Consider the following 16,890-nt stretch of genomic DNA (forward strand, 5'->3'; position numbering starts at 1 on the left):
TATGAGGACTCGATTACTGGTTGCTCGTCATGGAAATACTTTTGCGCCTGGCGAACTGGTTCGAAGAGTAGGCATTACTGATTTACCGCTGGTAAATAGTGGCTTCACTCAGGGAAGCAAACTGGGCAACTATCTGAAAACCAATGGTCTTATTCCAGATGTAATTTTTACTTCGAAGCTTAAACGAGCCATACAGACTGCAGAACAAGCCCAAAAGGCTATGGGGACCCATTTGTCGATTGAAACGCTGGCCATTTTCAATGAAATCGATTACGGGCCTGATGAAAATCTGCCCGAAGAAAAGGTTGTTGCACGCCTTGGAAAGGAAGCAATTTATGCATGGGAAACACAAGCTATAGTGCCTGAAGGTTGGAATGTCGATCCCTCTTTACTGATTCAGAATTGGGTTGATTTTTCTATGCGTATTCGTAAAGAATACCCCGGGAAAACATGTCTGGTAGTTACCAGCAATGGAATTGCTCGTTTTGCGCCTTATTTAACGGGTGATTTTGCAGCATTCAGTGCGCAATATGGAATCAAAGTCGCAACCGGAGGATTGTGTGTCTTTGAGCATAAAGAGCCATCTGGGACATGGGATTGTCTTGCTTGGAATGTAAAACCTCAGTGATGTTGGAAGATTTTTCATGAAATTATGGATGATAGGATGTTCTCTATTTATAAGTTCCATTTGCAATGGGGCTTCTCAATATTGTTCCCCAAATCAGCCCTGTTGGCCCACTCAAGCACAATGGGACGAGTTTAATAAACAAGTAAATGGGCATTTACTACGCGGACAATCCCCTTTATCTCCTTGTTTTAAGAATTCTAAGAGCCCTTCATGCCAAAAGGTTCTGCATGAGTTAAAAAATCCTTATTTTATTGAGTCACAAGCTGGGGCAACCCAATCCAATGGGTGGGTCGGTGGCTGGCAAACCGCAGTGAGTTCTTATGTGGTAGCAGTGGAAAGCGCCCAAGAAATAGCTGCTGCAATTAATTTTGCACGCACGCATCGAATTAAACTTGTGGTGAAAGGCACTGGTCATGATTATCTTGGTCGCTCCAACGCACCGAACTCACTTTTAATCTGGACCCATCCCCTTCGTGAGGTCACTATTCAAGATCATTTCATTCCACAGGGGTGCCCTGCAACCCAGACTCCCACGACTGCAGTCACGGTTGCCGCAGGCACACGATGGATAGAGGTCTATAAAGAAGTCACTACCCACAACGGCCGCTACGTTCAAGGGGGAGGTTGTGCCACAGTCGGTGCTGCGGGCGGATTTATCCAAGGAGGGGGATTTGGTAGTTTTTCCAAAAAATTTGGCACCGGTGCCGCTGGTGTTTTAGAAGCCGAAATTATTACTGCAGATGGAGTCATTCGCACTGCTAATGCCTGCCAGAATCAAGATTTATTTTGGGCATTAAAAGGTGGAGGTGGAGGTACCTATGGCATTGTCAGTAAAATTACATTGCAAACCCATGACCTTCCCAATCTATTCGGAAAAGTTAAAGGTACGATCACTGCGAAATCGGATGCAGCATACTTCCAACTTATTCATCATTTTATCGAGTTTTATCGTCTCAAACTCCATAATGACCACTGGGGGGAACAAGTTGCTCTAACCCCGGATAATAAAATGAATTTCTCGCTCGTTTTTTCGGGCTTAAGTAAAACCGAAGTAGACAAACTTTGGCAACCATTTCTTAATTGGTTAGCAAAAAAACCCGAGCAGTACCAATTTAGCCTTCAGAGTGCAACTCGTCCTCCTAGGCACTACTGGGATTTTGATTATTTGCTTGCTAATGCACCAGAAGCTATTGTGGTTAACAAAGGAAAAAATGCGCCCCCAGATGAATATTGGTGGGCATCAAATCAATCTGAAGTATCTATGTATATTAATTATTATTTATCCATGTATCTTCCGTTCACATTATTTACGGAGGAAAACGCAACATCATTGACCAAAACACTTTTCGACGCATCGCGTTTTGTTGAACTTACACTTCATTTCAATAAAGGATTGTCGGGTGCCCCAAAAGATGCTCTTGCACGTCAAAAAAATACGTCCATGCATCCTGAAGTACTTAATGCAGCGGCTTTAGTCATTATTTCAGGGGGTCAACAATATACCTATGCCAATGTTGCTGGACATGAACCGGATTTAAATAAAGCTAACGCAGCGATAAAGCAAGCCCATAAGGCTATGGAACGACTACAAACCTTAAGTCCCAACTTGAGTACTTATCCAAATGAAGCAGATTATTTTATTAAAAATTGGCAATCGGCTTTATGGGGATCCAATTATCCGAAACTCCTGCAAATAAAACACAAATACGATCCTCAAAATTTATTTACCTGCCATCATTGTGTGGGAAGCGAGTAAGATTGATAGAGAATAGATTCTAGCGGGATGAAACGCAGCGTAACCTGGGAACATTTTGGGATGAAACCCGGGTTACGCTCACACTTCAGTCTGGTTACATTTTAAACATCATCAAAGTAATTTTTTAATGTTTGCTGTACGTCCAAATTGAGCTCACCAGAATTAGGATCAATCGCACTTACTGTATCCCCAAGATACCCGATCGCCCAGAAGAATATATTGTTGGTTTCCATATTCGCTTGCAAATAAGGCATGAGTGCATTTGTAAAAAAGGCCTTGCCCTTTGCAGTTTTCCAGGATGCCTCACCCAGAACAACTGGATAACCTGCCTTATATAAAAATCCCCACGACCAGTCGAATCGTAATTGACTTGGAGTTCCTGGCGCAGTTTCCCAGCCAGCGACCTCAGCAGGATATACATGGGGTGAGAAAACGATATGGCTGTTTTGCGCTTGTGAATCGCCCAACAACCACTGCAATGCAGTCTGGTTTATTCCTTGACTCACTAATTCTTTTTTAAATTTATCCTTATCAAATACGGGAACTCCAGTTTTAGCTTGTTTTTCATTGAGTAACGGCTTGAAATCTTCCCCCCAATTCCCTTTAAAAAACATCCGCTCTAAAGTGCCACATAAAGCTGGATCAGGTGAGTGACTGTATCCATTATCATTTACGATCTTCGATTTGGGGACACAAATTACAGGATTGTTTGAATCATCATTTCCTGAATCAGGCCCTTCTACAAAGAGCAACAGACTAGGATTGTTTTTCTGAATTGCATTCGCAGCTGTTGCTATGACTTTTGTCCAGGGTACTTGAGAGTCATGCATTTTAAACCAATTTAAACGATAAGGTTCATTAAAAATATCAATGCCTAACACATTGTCTAAGTTACGCTTTTTAATTTCTGTAGCTAAAAGAGAAATATCTTGTTCGTAACGTTTCATATCATATACAGTACCATCTCGCATTGAATCGCCATAACCATGACGGTGATGGATGTCAATCATTACTCGGATGTTTTTCTTTTTTAACTCCTGTAAAACCGTCCAGAACGCTTGTTTTGGACTTACTGCTTTTTCACAAGCACTTCCATTACTTTGCCATGTTTTACAAAATAAGCCATTACCCGCGCTGGGAACCGCTTTATCTGAGAGCCACTTATTCAAATCAACCTCATGTTGATCATCATACAGAACCTCTGGTTGTATCGGTAATCTTAAGGTTTTAAAACTAACCCCTGAGTTTTTATCTACGCCTGAACTCGGGAACTCCCATGGCTTGCTAATTAAATTCATCATTCCATAAGCTCTTGGGCTAGAACTTAATGAGGGAATTGCATAAAAAGGATTGCTCTGTAAGCCTTGAACCACATTGGTGTCTTGGAATCCAGACCATGAGAGTCCGTCAATATGAACCAGCTGACCTTTATCAGTGTAAATTTTACTTTCCCGAGTCTGGTAGGAGTGCGCATTCCATGCAAGCATTAGTAATAAACAACTTCCTAATACATTCATTTTTTTCATTCACTGTACCTCCAAATTAATATGGATACTTACTTAAAAGGGGGATTATTTAATCACCGCCACATCATTTAAGACAAAAAATAGATGAGTTTTGCAAAATTTTAACAAAACAGATTGATTTCAATTGGCGCCAAACAAAAGCCTGATGGGTGCAAACCCGAGAATCGTAATCCATTCAAAATTCTCGAGTTACACTGCAAACAAAAAAAGGATCATTATCCTACATGGGAAAAACGGCGATCGTTTTCATAAATTGACTTTTTAACCAATTCATCCATGTCCGGACTAGGTTCGCAAGACTGATAAACAACTTTTAAGGGAGAAACATCCACAGTTGATTTGGTGATATTATTTTGCAAATAACCATCTAGATTTCTAAAAGTAAGATACTTATCTGTAGCAAACTCTTGGCATTCGGCCATAGTTTCGTCTTGGCATATTGAAAATTTAATTAAATGCTCTGCATGAAATGGTTCATGACTTTTTGAAAACACGTACTGCATATCGTACAAAACGCTATCAGCGCCAGCACAAAAATAAGAACCGGATTGAAATGTGTTATTTTCGAATACATCACTACGAATAAAACGACCTTCTCCAGGTTGCAAACCCGCGAGAGTTACTTTATGAGTTGCTATTTCTTTAGGATTGTCTGCAAAAGCATAACCAGTTAAAACCAAACCCAATATTACCGAGGCTACTTTCATCATTCTGTTTTAACTCCTAATTTTGAAATAAATATTCTCTGTAATGATTTTATTCTCCTTTAAACCAATACAAAGAACAGGAAAACAAGAGCTATTGTCTAAAAATAAAACACCAACTCTGATTAATTTCAGTCCGTCATTATACCCTATTTCATACGAATAGTGTAAAAATTTATAAATTAATTCGCATTTTGCTCGAAAACAGCCTATGTAAATGAGTCTGGAATTGGTGAGCTATCAATACATTAAATGCAAAGTCTTTTTCGGGAAGATGACATATTTTTTGCTCTCTTTGTCTTTTTTATTAACCGAATAAAAATTATTTTGTTACAATGCCCAAATTAAAACTAGATGTGCTTTTAATGAATGTCTAAAAAATTAATCCAAAATTTCAGAACTGCATTAATACATTATTTGAAAAATCCATATGATGAGAAGAATAAAAAAAATCTAACCGAATCGGCTTTCGCTATATATGACTATGCTGCGAAATTGAATAATAGCATGGAACCCGATAAATATATGACATCTATCGATAACATGGTTAAAGCGGCAGTTCGGGGAATCAAAGTACATCCTTACCTTGCAGAAGTATTGGATTCGTTTTCTCGTGAATTAGGGATGTTGGATCAGAAGCATAAAGCATATGCATTTCATGTCCTCACCATCACTTATAACTGGTATTTGAGAGAGCGTGTAATTGATCCGAAACAATTCGCTCGGAAAAAATTAGCAACAATAAAGAAAACAATCCAACAATTAAAAGTTACTAACAATCCTTATGTTGAAGAATTAGAAGCTGCCCTAACTCAACTCACCGCATTAGTTAAGCAGTATTTTAAATTAACGCCGGAGAAGCAATTACACGAGCATTCGGTCCTTGAAGAACGACTCAATTTTACTTGTGCGGAGCATCGAGCCGCCATTACTAGTGATGTTCGAGTTAAATTTGCTTTTTACAGTTTCCTTTCCCTAATTTTTAGTATTTTTGATGTATTGGGATTTTCTCTTGCTGCCGAATGCAAAAAAACAAATAGCTTTTTCCAAGAGGCTTCATTAACTCCCCAAAATACCCTATCCGATTTTAGAATCCCCTTTATTAAAGTTAAAGATAATTTTGAGGATGAAGAGCAATTACTTATTTTTGGTATCTCATAAAATTATTAGAGGCCTGTTTTCAGATCGTCCTCACTTTCAAGACTGTCAACTATAGTTGAATCGGGTGCCGCATGAAGATGATGTTTTCCAGTGGGGTTTTTTAAAATCTTATGCGTGGGATGAGGCGATTTTCGTTCAATTTCTTCAAAATTAGATTTGTTTACCAACCCATCTGTCTCGGAGTAATGGATTTCTATGGGAATTGGTTTTTGGACATGCTCTTCCGTTAAATATCGTGTTAAATTTTTAAAAGCGCTCGCTACAAAAGAGATAAAATCAGAAAACGACGAAAGCGCAGAAGCACCACCTTCTCGCCTTATCCCTCTTTGCCCTATAAGATGAGCATGTTCATCTTTATCGCTCGGATTCGATCTAATCGTTGGTAGATTACCGATAATTTGCAACAGTGGATTTTTCATAGCTGCTGGGGCTATTAACTGAATTTTCTTTATCTTATCTTTAGGCATATTTGCAGGTGGATTATCATTAAGTTCATGGATCATTTTTAATGCATTAGCAATAACAGCACCTCCTAAACTGTGGCCTAATAAGATTATTTCATCCACATTGGGATCTAAATAGGCCTTTTCTAACATACTATAAAAATCTAATTGCATTTGTTTTATATTTAAATCCTCTTTCCCACGAGCTTCGTCAAAAGCAGCCCCCGACTGGTCATAACTTTTGACTGTGTACCCTTTTCTGACATATTGGTTAGCAACCACATTAAAAGTATTTACGCTGTCTTGTAATCCATGGACAGCTAAAACCAATTTCTTGCTAGGTTCATTTTTCGTAGAATCAGACCACGTTTTTATTTGTAACGTTCTTTTATCTTTCTCAGGGTTATATTTATTAAATTTTTCGGGATGCTTTGCAGAGAAATCAATAATAGCCTGCTCTATATAATTCTCAAATCGACTTGAAAAACCTCTCTTAAAACTTGATGATAAGAAATGGCTGGCAATCTCTTTAACCGCATTATCAATATGATGTGGTGGTATTGCTTGATTCTTTTGATATTTAGCTAATATCCCTCTGATTGCTCGAAGATCGCGTGCCCTGTTCTCATTAGGGTTAGGATTTAAATCTTCATATCGCTTACACGCATATTCTATTACTTTGGCAAAATCATATATTATGTTTTCTGTACTATAGCTAGCATAGGGCTCTAATGCGCTAAAAGCTTTGTGCATTGTTTTATTTATTTCTTCATTCGCCTTAGCTTCTTTTGACTTTCTTTTAGCAATAACAAAAGTGGCTAAGCAAGTATGCCAATCTTTAGTATTGGAATAGTTTCCTTCAGGAGTTTTTTTTGCTTTTTCTACTATGGAGGAAATTACTTTATTTATTTCTTCTGGATTAATTTTTATAATTTTTTTTGAAATTAAACTGGTTAATGCCAACTTACATGCTTCTACTAAAGCGGCATCCTTTCTGGATTCGACTACGAGGGCATCTAATTTTTCTTGGTATAAAAGAAGGGCAGCCCTATTGTAATTAACAAAATCAGGGTTGTTCTTAGTAAATATTTGATACGCCTTTAGACTTTTAGGTTGTTCAGGAAACCTAGCGCTCTCTTTGTATTTTTCTATGCAATAGACAGTAAAAGCTTCATCTAGATAGCTTAATTTAAGCGCTTTTGGATTAGAAACATTTTTCTCATTATTAAGGTTTGGAACTTTAGAACTTAATGTTGTATATATGTTTTTATAGCTATTACCCATTTATATCTCACTCAAAAATATTTTTTCTGATATGTATTTTAAGTTCTTCTAGGATGTAATTTTTATTCATATCGTATAATTATTATACCACAATTTGTCTGCTTGAATTTTTATCGCTTCATTGATACCGCACCGCTTTCAATCAATTGTTTGGACTGCAACAGTGGTCAACTCATTACCATTATGACAAGTAAATAATAACTATTTGATTTCACGCCAAAAAAGGCTTTGCTATTAAAAAAAAATGGGTTATAACTCTCTTTTACCTGAATCAAGGATTGACAGGTATCTAGGATGGGTCAGCATGATGCTGAATATTATTTTTTCATGGAGTGAGAAAATGAACAGTAAAGTATTTTCGCAACGCTTCAATCGCGAGTTGGCTTCATTGGACTTTCCAGAGGAATTAACTGAAAAAGTCAAAGCCGTAGCTAAGGTATTTGGAATTTCACGTCATTTAGCAAACTCTTTAATCTTTGGTCACATACTTCCAGCAACCGAACAACTTAACCGAATCGCTGAGATTTTAGAAGTATGTCCCAAATGGTTATGTGGGGCAACCGACCGAAAAAAAACTTATCACGCTCGTGAAACTACAGAATGATGTATAATAGTTAAAGTTGAGATAATTATTATATATTTGTAAAATGCTGTATCTGATCTTAGAGTCGATTATTGGATACAGCATATGTATCTATTTTCATCATTGAATATAGCTTTTATTCGCGGGTTATTACCATCATGGAATGCTTAAGTTTTTGTATTGCCAAATCAATTGATTTATCACGTGTTGACAATCATTTTAAAAATGCTTCGACTGACTTTACCTCATTGAAAACTCGAGATGTCCTAAAGTTAAGTGCAAATCACAATAAAGACCACACTATATTCATTTTTAAAAATGGCACGGTGGTTTCCTGGGGAATCAAACGTTATCAAATTAATGATTATCTAAGTACCATTAAGCTATTGGTTGATAAACCGGTCACTCTTTTGGTACATGATGAATTTCATTATCAATTCCGTGATAAAACTACGATAGAGCCACATGATTTTTTTGATGTGGATTGCTTGACTATAGAGGATGAAAGCGATGAGCTCAAACTCAGTCTCTCTTATGGGTTTTCTCAATCAGTAAAATTACAATATTTTGAAACAATTATTGATGCGCTAATTGAAAAATACAACCCTATGATACAAAGCCTTTCGCATACTGGTGAAATGGAAATTAGCCGTACTCAAATACAACAAATAATTGGAGAGATCCTGGGTGCTAAAAGTGAAATGAATCTAATTAGTAATTTCCTTTATCATCCCAAATACTTTTGGCAACATCCAACTTTAGAAGAACACTTCACTATGTTGGAACGTTACCTACACATTCAAAGACGTGTCAATGCAATTAATCATCGACTCGATACACTCAATGAAATTTTTGATATGTTTAATGGTTATCTCGACAATCGACATGGCCATAATTTGGAGATTATTATTATCGTTTTAATTATTTTGGAAATTATCGTTGCCGTTTTAAACCTACATTTTTAATAAATTAGCCTTTAATTAGAGCAAATTAACCCAAAACAAGCTATTCTTTACAAAAACGAATAATAATTTATTATTAATTATGCTTAGTAAAACAAATCAACTTAATAAAGATCAGCTCAAAGATCTAGAATACTTAAAAACCGTTTGCAAAAAAAATGACGGTAGTGCGCCTAATTTGTACACTCATTTGCTCATGCAAAAAAGAAATTTGCCTACACTCGTCCTGAAGTATGACAGAAAAAAATTGATTGGCTTTCTAAGTGTTTTTTTCTTTTACGAAGATGCAGTTGAAGTTTCTCTAATGGTTCACCCGAAGTATCGTCGGAAAGGCATTGCCAAAAAATTGCTTCACAATATATTGCCGCTAGTGCAAGAACAAGGTTTTCAAAAATTGATTTTTTCTAGTCCTGCACATATCAATAGTTCGTGGTTATCTGAGCTTGGTTTTTCATATTTGCATAGTGAATACTATATGGAGCGGCGTGATTTAAATCCATTGCTGGATTACAAAAAAAATCTAACATACCGCACTGCTACAGAGAAAGATATTCCATTGCTTTGCGTCTTAGATGAAGCGTGTTTCTTCAAAACCCAGGCAGAGTTAGTTCCTCGTTTTGAACACATCCTAGGGGACAGAACTTATCAAATAATTTTGGCCTTTGAAGACAATCATCTTGTAGGAAAAGCACACATACGCTGGGAAAACCATGGCGCAACCCTTTCTGATATCGCCGTTTTACCCATTCGACAAGGGAAAGGATTAGGGACAGCCTTGATTTCTCACTGCATCAATTATGCTCTAAGTGAAGGAAAACCTGATCTCAATCTGGATGTCGAAACGCACAATCAAAAAGCGCTTAATCTATATACCCGTCTTGGTTTCCTAACTCAAAACTCATGTGATTACTGGGAAATTAACCTCTACGATTTGCAAAAACGAATTAAACCAAAACAAAAACTTGGATAACTTAGCTTACAAAACAGGTTCCTATCTAAAGAAACAGATTATATTCAATGTCCTGAGTCAATCATTAAGTTCAAAGATTGTACAATACTACTAAGGAATGGGATTCACCCCTTTGCGGAAATGACAATGCGAGTAATCATACTTTAATTTTAATCTATAACACCTCCTCATATAGAGCTTGACAGAATTTAAACCCCGCCTTTAGTATTGTCCTAAAAAAGCCGTAACAACAATTTTATCGCAAAATTGTTCGTTCAGCTTACATGAAACGTTTCACATATTAAAAATAAAAGGGATCATTGATGAAAAAAAGGGTTGTTATAACCGGCATGGAAATAACTTCTTCCATAGGAACAGGTGTAAGCAAATTCTGGGAAGCGGCTAAACAAGGGCAATGTGGAATAAAACGCATCCAGAGCTATGATCCTTCCTTGTATCCAACCCAAATAGCAGGAGAAATTACGGATTTTTCACTGGATCATCTTCCTGAGCTTAATAAAAATAAGCGGTATCCACGCGTCGCTCAATTTGCCCTCCATTGCACCCATAATGCCATAGAACAATCTGGACTCACTCCCCAGGAACTCAGCAAAACAGGTACTTTTATCGGCACTGGGATGGGGGGATATCCGGAATCAGAAAGCAGTTATAAATTTTTTTTCAATGATAATTGGAAAAAAATGCAAGCTTTGACGGTGATTCGAGGAATGTCTAACTCCATTGCTAATTTTATTGCCATTGGATTTGGTCTAGGGGGACCCAATTCCACGATTTCGAATGCATGCGTTTCCTCAGCGGATGCTATAGGAACTGCTTACCAGCAAATTGCTCATGGCAGACTTTCCACCGCAGTCTGTGGCGGTACCGAAGCTCCTCTTTGGGAATCAATGATGTCTGCTTGGTGCAAATTAAAAGTCATGTCTACCAATAATGAGACCCCAACAAAATCCTGCCGACCCTTTGATCTGAATCGTGAGGGGATGGTGATGGCAGAAGGAGCTGGGATTTTAATTCTTGAAGAATTAAATCACGCCAGAGCACGAGGAGCCACGATTTTTGCGGAAATTATTGGTTTTGGTTCCAGCTGTGATGCATTTCATATTACCGCACCTTCATCAGAAGGCCAGCAACGTGCGATTCAAGGGGCACTAGATGATGCTAAATTATCACCGCGAGATATTCAATATCTCAAAGCCCATGGAACTGGAACCCAATTAAATGACAAAATTGAAACGCAAACGATTAAATCAATATTTGGTGAAAGAGCCTATGAAATCCCAATTACCGCACAAAAATCGATGATTGGGCATGCCATAGGAGCCTCTGGGGTAATGGAAGTCATTTCCACATCATTGAGTCTACAACATGATCTATTATTACCTACAATTAACTTAGAAACACCAGATCCTGCTTGTGATTTGGATTATGTACCTAATGAATCCCGGAAAAAAACAATTGATATCGTACTATCCAATCATTTTGCTTTTGGAGGTGCCAACGTGGCGTTAATTCTCCGCAGATATATCAAATAAATGAGATTGTCGTAGCCTGTTCAACCCAGGCTACATATATCTTAGTTGCACTCAAGACTTCCTAAAACATATAACCTACACTAAACAATAATTCCGTAGTATATAAATGAGGCATACCGGGACCTTGATCTAAGGTCGCTCCATCATCACCTAAATAATTTTTACCCCAATCTGCAAATTCAACCCCTACACCGACTTGCCAGTTTGGAGTTAACATTTTTTGCACGCCTAACCCAAGGGTGTAGGAAAAAGCAACGGTACTGGCGGTATCAAACCAATAGGTAGGATACAAAACAGGATCTATTGTAGTAGGAAGCCAATCATGAGCATGGTTCCAACCCACACCAAAACTACCACTTAAATAAGGCTGAATAGATTGAAAACCGCAAGCAATGAGTTTTCCTTTAAACTCTGCACGTACATGACTTACCTTATAGCTATAGGTATAAACATCCGGAACCCCATCAACAGAAACTGTTCCCGAAAGACCCGCATCACTCGCTGCAGCCACGCCGAGTCCGAATTGGGCAATCACATTGCTTGCACCAATAAAATGCTGTAGCCCAAAAAATAATTCACCCGATCCTAACCAGTCGGATCTCGAGTCAGCAAGGTATAAGTTGTTCTGGGGAGGGGGGAAAGGATAAAGATATTGATCTTTACCTGGATTAGACCATGCAGGTCCTCCGCTGACGATAATAATGGATGACCAAACCTGGGGTAACACGGGAGCATAAGGATCTACCATAGCATATACATTTACGGTAAACAGCGCACAAAACCCTGAGGCTATTATTTTTTTCAACATACCTATCCTTTTGATTTTTAATCACGAAATCCTAAGCATTCAGGCTAATTTTATACAGTATTTGGACCTACTTTTCTATACTTCATATCACTACATTTTAACTGCGCGTGCTCTGCTTTACTGAGAATCCAAAAACGTTCCATAATCACTGTCGCGGTGAAATGCAACCAAACACCTGTTCCCCATTCTTTTCCAAATTAAAAAATGAAAAGATCTTAATAAGGGCTCGCTCTGTAAATGATTCTGTACCAAGCAAAGGAGTCGTTTAAAACATAGCAATGGGCGTTTCTTGGGTATATAATCAGCTATTTTATAAAAAAAGGCTAACAAATGAGTTATTCACTACGTGATATAGCAAATAAGATCCAAGGGGTAGTCATAGGTGATGACTCAATAAAAATCTCTTCATTGTCTCCTATTGATGAGATTGTACCTGGAAGCTTAGTATTTGCTGACAGTAATGAAAATGTGAAATTGGCAGAGGCATCACAAGCAGCTGCTATATTAGTCAACACTCACATCACTGCTTCTCAAAAACCAATAATACAAGTAAAACATCCTTTCAAAGCTTTTATCACTTTGATGCATCATTTCAATCCACCACAAAAAACAAGACCTGGAATTCACCCCACTGCAGTAATTGGCGAGGGTGTACAATTAGGAGAGGAGGTATTTATAGGCCCCTATGTGGTAATTGAACCCGGTTGTGTTATTGGAGATCATTGTATTTTAAAAAGTCATATTCATATTGGTCGTGAAGTGACTCTGGGTGCCCATACTACCATCCATTCTCATGTCACTATTTATGACACCTGCCAAATTGGTTCCCGAGTAACTATTCATGCCTCTACGGTTATTGGCTCTGATGGTTTTGGTTATACCTTTGTTGATGGCAAGCACCTGAAAGTCCCTCATATTGGCCGAGTCATTATTGAGGATGATGTAGAGATAGGTGCGAATACCGCCATAGACCGTGCCACAATGGGAGCGACTGTTATTGGAGAAGGAACTAAAATTGATAACCTGGTCCAAGTAGCCCATTCAGTTAAATTGGGTAAACATAACATATTATGTGGTTTCACAGGCATAGCAGGAAGTACGACTTCCGGAAACAACGTCATTTTTGCGGCGAATGTTGGGGTCAGCGATCATGTACGTATTGATGATGGGGTTGTATTAGGCGCTCGCACCGGAGTACCACCCAACAAACATTTAAAAGAAGGAAATGTTTATTTAGGCAATCCAGCTCGTCCTAAGGATATTGCCATTCAACATGAGTTAGGCGTCAATCGCATCCCTTTAATACGCAAAAATATTAAAGCACTCTCCGAACAAGTTGAATCATTAAAGAAACAATTAGCCAAAGCAGAGGCAGAGTAACTATGACATCCCCCTTGATTCTCATTGATGGTTCATCCTATTTTTTTCGTGCCTTTCATGCATTGCCGCCTTTAACTAATTCCAAAGGCCAGCCCACAGGTGCCATCTATGGGGTAGCTAATATGATTAAAAAGCTCATTAAAGACTACCAACCAGAAGAATTGGCTGTAGTCTTTGATGCCAAGGGGAAAACATTCCGAGATGATTGGTATCCCGAATATAAAGCGCATAGACCCTCCATGCCCCAAGAGCTAAACTCTCAATTTGAGCCATTGATCCAGATACTGGAAGCGATGGGACTTCCCATATTGATTATCGAGGGAGTTGAGGCCGATGATGTAATCGGGACTTTGGCACGTCAGGCGACGGAACAAGGAATTTCTGTGGTCATATCGACAAGCGATAAAGATATGGCGCAACTTGTTAATGAACACATTACATTAGTCAACACCATGAGCAATACCATCATGGGAATCGAAGGCGTCCGAGAAAAATTTGGGATAATACCAGAGCAAATGATTGATTATCTCACCTTAATTGGCGATAGCGTCGATAACATTCCAGGAATAACCAAATGTGGACCAAAAACCGCTGTCAAATGGCTTACAGAATATCAATCTCTGGATAATCTCATCCAACATGCGACGGAAATTGGTGGCAAAATTGGAGAATATTTACGAGAAGGTATTCCCCATCTGTCATTATCCAAGAAATTAGTGACTATAAAAACCGATGTTGCTTTACCCCTAAGTTGGGGGGAGTTAAAGCCTAAACCCATGAAGAAAGAACAACTTATTGAATTAACCCGTCAATTTGAGTTCAAAAACTGGCTGAAAGAGCTATTAGGGGAAGAGGAAAGTATATCCGCGAACAAATCAAGCATCTCTAGCACTCCTTACGAATTGATTACAACAAATCTCCAGTTAAATCAGTTGCTTAATCAACTGGAGGAATCCGAAGAATTTTGCATTGCTATAGAAACTACCAGTATCGAAATCATGGCTGCAGAAATCGTTGGAATCTCTTTAGCACTTAAAGAAGGGAGATGCGTATATATTCCATTGACCCATCTAGATGGGACAACTCAATTAATTCGTGAGGAAGTATTAACTGCATTAAAACCTATTTTGGAAAATCCTAAAATAAAAAAAATAGGGCAAAATCTTAAATACGATTATGCAGTATTGAAAAATCAGGGGATTAACCTTAAAGGTGTGTATTATGACACCATGTTAGAATCATATGTGCTCAATAGTGCCTCTGGACGTCATGATGTTGAGTCTATGGCCTTAAAATATTTAGGACAAAAAACCATTGGCTACGAAGAGGTTGCAGGAAAAGGCGCCAAACAATTGCGTTTTGATCAAGTTCCAGTGGCTAAGGCAGCTGCTTATGCTGCAGAAGAGGCAGTAATTACCCTGCAACTTCACAATAAATTGTTCTCTATGATCCCAGAATCGGTACAAAATGTCTTCAATGAGATAGAAATGCCTTTGGTTCCCGTGCTTGGCGATATGGAGCGCCTTGGAGTGCTTATTGATTCCATAACTTTGGAACAACATGGGAATCGATTAAAAGAGCGCATCCATGCCTTAGAGCAAGAGGCATTACAATTAGCAGGTAGACCCTTTAATCTGAACTCGCCCAAACAATTACAAGAGATCCTCTTTGATTCACAAAAGCTTCCAGTGATCGCAAGAACACCCACGGGCCAACCTTCTACAGCCGAGTCTGTATTGCAAGAGCTCGCGTATGACTACCGTCTTGCAGCAGTAATTCTTGAGTACCGTAGTTTAACAAAACTTGTTTCTACTTATATTGATACCCTACCTAAAAAAATTAATCCGCAAACGCACCGAGTTCATACCTCGTACAATCAGGCGGTCGCTGCCACAGGTCGACTTTCTTCTAGTGAACCCAATTTACAAAATATTCCTATTCGCAGTGAAGAAGGCCGGCTAATTCGTACTGCATTTATCGCACCTGAAAACTGCCTCATTTTAGCAGCAGATTACTCACAAATTGAATTACGAATTATGGCTCATTTATCACAAGATGAGAACCTGTTAAAAGCATTTGCTCGGGGTTGGGATATTCATACGGCAACAGCCAGTGAAATTTTCCAAACACCCCTAGATGAGGTGAGCAGTGAGCAACGGCGTCGCGCTAAAGCCGTTAATTTTGGTTTAATTTATGGGATGTCAGCTTTTGGTCTAGCAAAACAGATTGGTGTTGAACGTCAGGATGCACAATATTACATCGATACTTATTTCCAACGTTACCCTAAAGTTTTGGAGTATATGAATCGCACCAGGCAGCAAGCCCATCATCAAGGTTATGTGGAAACTTTGTTTGGTCGACGTTTGTATTTACCTGAAATTAATGCACGCAACATGGTTCGCCAAAAGGCAGCAGAGCGAACTGCAATTAATGCGCCGATGCAAGGTACTGCGGCAGACATCATAAAAAAAGCCATGATATCTATTGCCCACTGGCAAAATGAGCAAAAAAATCCACCGGCCAAGATGATTATGCAAGTCCATGACGAGTTAGTCTTTGAAGTACAAGCCCAAGAGATTGAATCAAGCAAAAAGATAATTCGAGAATTAATGGAGCATACAGTAGAACTTTCCATTCCCCTTGTAGTCTCTATTGGTATAGGCCCTAATTGGGATGCAGCTCATTAGAGTGATGCAATGTCAGTGAGGTTAGGATACGAAGCAGCAACGCTTCATTTATACATGATGCGTTGCCCAATAAATATTTAATGCATCACCGTATTCAAGAGGTTTAATAATTTGTCCTCTTACATTTAAGTCTTTGATCGCAAGCTTATCCTCTTTTGTATAAGCATTTGTTAAAATAAACACTTCGGTAAAAGCTAGGGAAGGATCTTTTCGGATTATTTTTAACAGATCAATTCCATTCATTTTAGGTACATTAATATCCAGAAGAATAACTTTTGGATGAATTTTTGCTTCTCCATCCCGCCCATATAATTTATTTAATGCCTCTTCACCATTAGAAGCAACTTCAATAGCGCACGACTCTTTAACTTTTTTAAAAATACGTTTTACACCCTCGACATCAACAATATCATCCTCGATATACAAAATATCAACGGTGTTTCCTTGGGATTCCATAATCATTCTC

Annotated in this window: 14 protein-coding genes; 9 read left to right on the forward strand and 5 right to left on the reverse strand. The window is 38.4% G+C overall.

Annotation, left to right across the window (positions count from 1 at the left end):
• Window position 1 precedes the first annotated feature (1 nt).
• Window positions 2–628 (forward strand): histidine phosphatase family protein, encoded by a 627-nt coding sequence (locus tag ACWTE2_RS24035; protein ID WP_454784734.1) that lies wholly within the window; start codon window positions 2–4, stop codon window positions 626–628.
• 16 nt (window positions 629–644) lie between these two features.
• Window positions 645–2,384, forward strand: a complete 1,740-nt coding sequence (locus tag ACWTE2_RS24040) for an FAD-dependent oxidoreductase (RefSeq protein ID WP_454784735.1) — start codon at window positions 645–647, stop codon at window positions 2,382–2,384.
• A 101-nt stretch (window positions 2,385–2,485) separates the two neighbouring features.
• Here ACWTE2_RS24040 and ACWTE2_RS24045 read toward each other — a convergent pair whose 3' ends face one another.
• Both ACWTE2_RS24045 and ACWTE2_RS24050 read right to left on the reverse strand, forming a co-directional pair.
• A complete protein-coding gene (locus tag ACWTE2_RS24045; protein WP_454784736.1) occupies window positions 2,486–3,910 on the reverse strand; it encodes a cellulase family glycosylhydrolase in 1,425 nt (474 codons plus the stop codon).
• A 215-nt stretch (window positions 3,911–4,125) separates the two neighbouring features.
• Window positions 4,126–4,620, reverse strand: a complete 495-nt coding sequence (locus tag ACWTE2_RS24050) for a hypothetical protein (RefSeq protein WP_454784737.1) — start codon at window positions 4,618–4,620, stop codon at window positions 4,126–4,128.
• A 363-nt stretch (window positions 4,621–4,983) separates the two neighbouring features.
• Here ACWTE2_RS24050 and ACWTE2_RS24055 point away from each other — a divergent pair, with 363 nt between their 5' ends.
• Window positions 4,984–5,775 carry a hypothetical protein gene (locus ACWTE2_RS24055; RefSeq protein ID WP_454784738.1) on the forward strand — a complete coding sequence of 264 codons (792 nt, stop codon included), beginning with the start codon at window positions 4,984–4,986 and terminating at the stop codon, window positions 5,773–5,775.
• Between the two features lie 5 nt (window positions 5,776–5,780).
• On the opposite strand, the gene ACWTE2_RS24060 is transcribed toward ACWTE2_RS24055, so the two are convergent.
• Window positions 5,781–7,502 carry an alpha/beta fold hydrolase gene (locus ACWTE2_RS24060; protein WP_454784739.1) on the reverse strand — a complete coding sequence of 574 codons (1,722 nt, stop codon included), beginning with the start codon at window positions 7,500–7,502 and terminating at the stop codon, window positions 5,781–5,783.
• Between the two features lie 340 nt (window positions 7,503–7,842).
• On the opposite strand from ACWTE2_RS24060, the gene ACWTE2_RS24065 reads away from it, so the two are divergent.
• The 4 genes from ACWTE2_RS24065 to ACWTE2_RS24080 all read left to right on the forward strand — a co-directional run bounded on the left by ACWTE2_RS24065 (window position 7,843) and on the right by ACWTE2_RS24080 (window position 11,549).
• Entirely contained in the window at window positions 7,843–8,106 is a 264-nt protein-coding gene (locus tag ACWTE2_RS24065; RefSeq protein ID WP_182392014.1) for a hypothetical protein, read from the forward strand.
• 137 nt (window positions 8,107–8,243) lie between these two features.
• Window positions 8,244–9,050 carry an RMD1 family protein gene (locus tag ACWTE2_RS24070; RefSeq protein WP_182392015.1) on the forward strand — a complete coding sequence of 269 codons (807 nt, stop codon included), beginning with the start codon at window positions 8,244–8,246 and terminating at the stop codon, window positions 9,048–9,050.
• Between the two features lie 79 nt (window positions 9,051–9,129).
• On the forward strand, window positions 9,130–10,017 hold the full coding sequence (locus tag ACWTE2_RS24075) for a GNAT family N-acetyltransferase (protein ID WP_454784740.1): 888 nt from the start codon (window positions 9,130–9,132) through the stop codon (window positions 10,015–10,017).
• Between the two features lie 302 nt (window positions 10,018–10,319).
• A complete protein-coding gene (locus ACWTE2_RS24080) occupies window positions 10,320–11,549 on the forward strand; it encodes a beta-ketoacyl-[acyl-carrier-protein] synthase family protein (protein ID WP_454784741.1) in 1,230 nt (409 codons plus the stop codon).
• A 61-nt stretch (window positions 11,550–11,610) separates the two neighbouring features.
• Here the strand turns inward: ACWTE2_RS24080 and ACWTE2_RS24085 are convergent, their stop codons facing one another.
• Complete coding sequence (locus ACWTE2_RS24085) at window positions 11,611–12,357, reverse strand: outer membrane protein (RefSeq protein WP_454784742.1); 747 nt, start codon at window positions 12,355–12,357, stop codon at window positions 11,611–11,613.
• Between the two features lie 330 nt (window positions 12,358–12,687).
• Between ACWTE2_RS24085 and lpxD the strand changes: the two genes are divergently transcribed.
• Together lpxD and polA are read left to right on the forward strand one after the other, a co-directional pair.
• Entirely contained in the window at window positions 12,688–13,737 is a 1,050-nt protein-coding gene (gene lpxD, locus ACWTE2_RS24090) for a UDP-3-O-(3-hydroxymyristoyl)glucosamine N-acyltransferase (protein ID WP_454784743.1), read from the forward strand.
• Between the two features lie 2 nt (window positions 13,738–13,739).
• Window positions 13,740–16,424, forward strand: a complete 2,685-nt coding sequence (polA, locus tag ACWTE2_RS24095) for a DNA polymerase I (RefSeq protein WP_454784744.1) — start codon at window positions 13,740–13,742, stop codon at window positions 16,422–16,424.
• 48 nt (window positions 16,425–16,472) lie between these two features.
• On the opposite strand, the gene ACWTE2_RS24100 is transcribed toward polA, so the two are convergent.
• The gene (locus ACWTE2_RS24100) at window positions 16,473–16,880 is read right to left on the reverse strand and encodes a response regulator (RefSeq protein ID WP_182392021.1); all 408 of its coding nucleotides are present in this window, start codon (window positions 16,878–16,880) and stop codon (window positions 16,473–16,475) included.
• Window positions 16,881–16,890 lie beyond the last annotated feature (10 nt).

This window comes from Legionella nigrisilvae, from assembly GCF_977063395.2.

What these genes read in the sequence shown, in the direction of transcription:
- ACWTE2_RS24035 (WP_454784734.1), top strand. Translation starts at nt 2, where the DNA reads ATGAGGACTCGATTACTGGTTGCTCGTCATGGAAATACTTTTGCGCCT.
- ACWTE2_RS24040 (WP_454784735.1), top strand. Translation starts at nt 645, where the DNA reads ATGAAATTATGGATGATAGGATGTTCTCTATTTATAAGTTCCATTTGC.
- ACWTE2_RS24045 (WP_454784736.1), bottom strand. Translation starts at nt 3,910, where the DNA reads ATGAAAAAAATGAATGTATTAGGAAGTTGTTTATTACTAATGCTTGCA.
- ACWTE2_RS24050 (WP_454784737.1), bottom strand. Translation starts at nt 4,620, where the DNA reads ATGATGAAAGTAGCCTCGGTAATATTGGGTTTGGTTTTAACTGGTTAT.
- ACWTE2_RS24055 (WP_454784738.1), top strand. Translation starts at nt 4,984, where the DNA reads ATGTCTAAAAAATTAATCCAAAATTTCAGAACTGCATTAATACATTAT.
- ACWTE2_RS24060 (WP_454784739.1), bottom strand. Translation starts at nt 7,502, where the DNA reads ATGGGTAATAGCTATAAAAACATATATACAACATTAAGTTCTAAAGTT.
- ACWTE2_RS24065 (WP_182392014.1), top strand. Translation starts at nt 7,843, where the DNA reads ATGAACAGTAAAGTATTTTCGCAACGCTTCAATCGCGAGTTGGCTTCA.
- ACWTE2_RS24070 (WP_182392015.1), top strand. Translation starts at nt 8,244, where the DNA reads ATGGAATGCTTAAGTTTTTGTATTGCCAAATCAATTGATTTATCACGT.
- ACWTE2_RS24075 (WP_454784740.1), top strand. Translation starts at nt 9,130, where the DNA reads ATGCTTAGTAAAACAAATCAACTTAATAAAGATCAGCTCAAAGATCTA.
- ACWTE2_RS24080 (WP_454784741.1), top strand. Translation starts at nt 10,320, where the DNA reads ATGAAAAAAAGGGTTGTTATAACCGGCATGGAAATAACTTCTTCCATA.
- ACWTE2_RS24085 (WP_454784742.1), bottom strand. Translation starts at nt 12,357, where the DNA reads ATGTTGAAAAAAATAATAGCCTCAGGGTTTTGTGCGCTGTTTACCGTA.
- lpxD (WP_454784743.1), top strand. Translation starts at nt 12,688, where the DNA reads ATGAGTTATTCACTACGTGATATAGCAAATAAGATCCAAGGGGTAGTC.
- polA (WP_454784744.1), top strand. Translation starts at nt 13,740, where the DNA reads ATGACATCCCCCTTGATTCTCATTGATGGTTCATCCTATTTTTTTCGT.
- ACWTE2_RS24100 (WP_182392021.1), bottom strand. Translation starts at nt 16,880, where the DNA reads ATGGAATCCCAAGGAAACACCGTTGATATTTTGTATATCGAGGATGAT.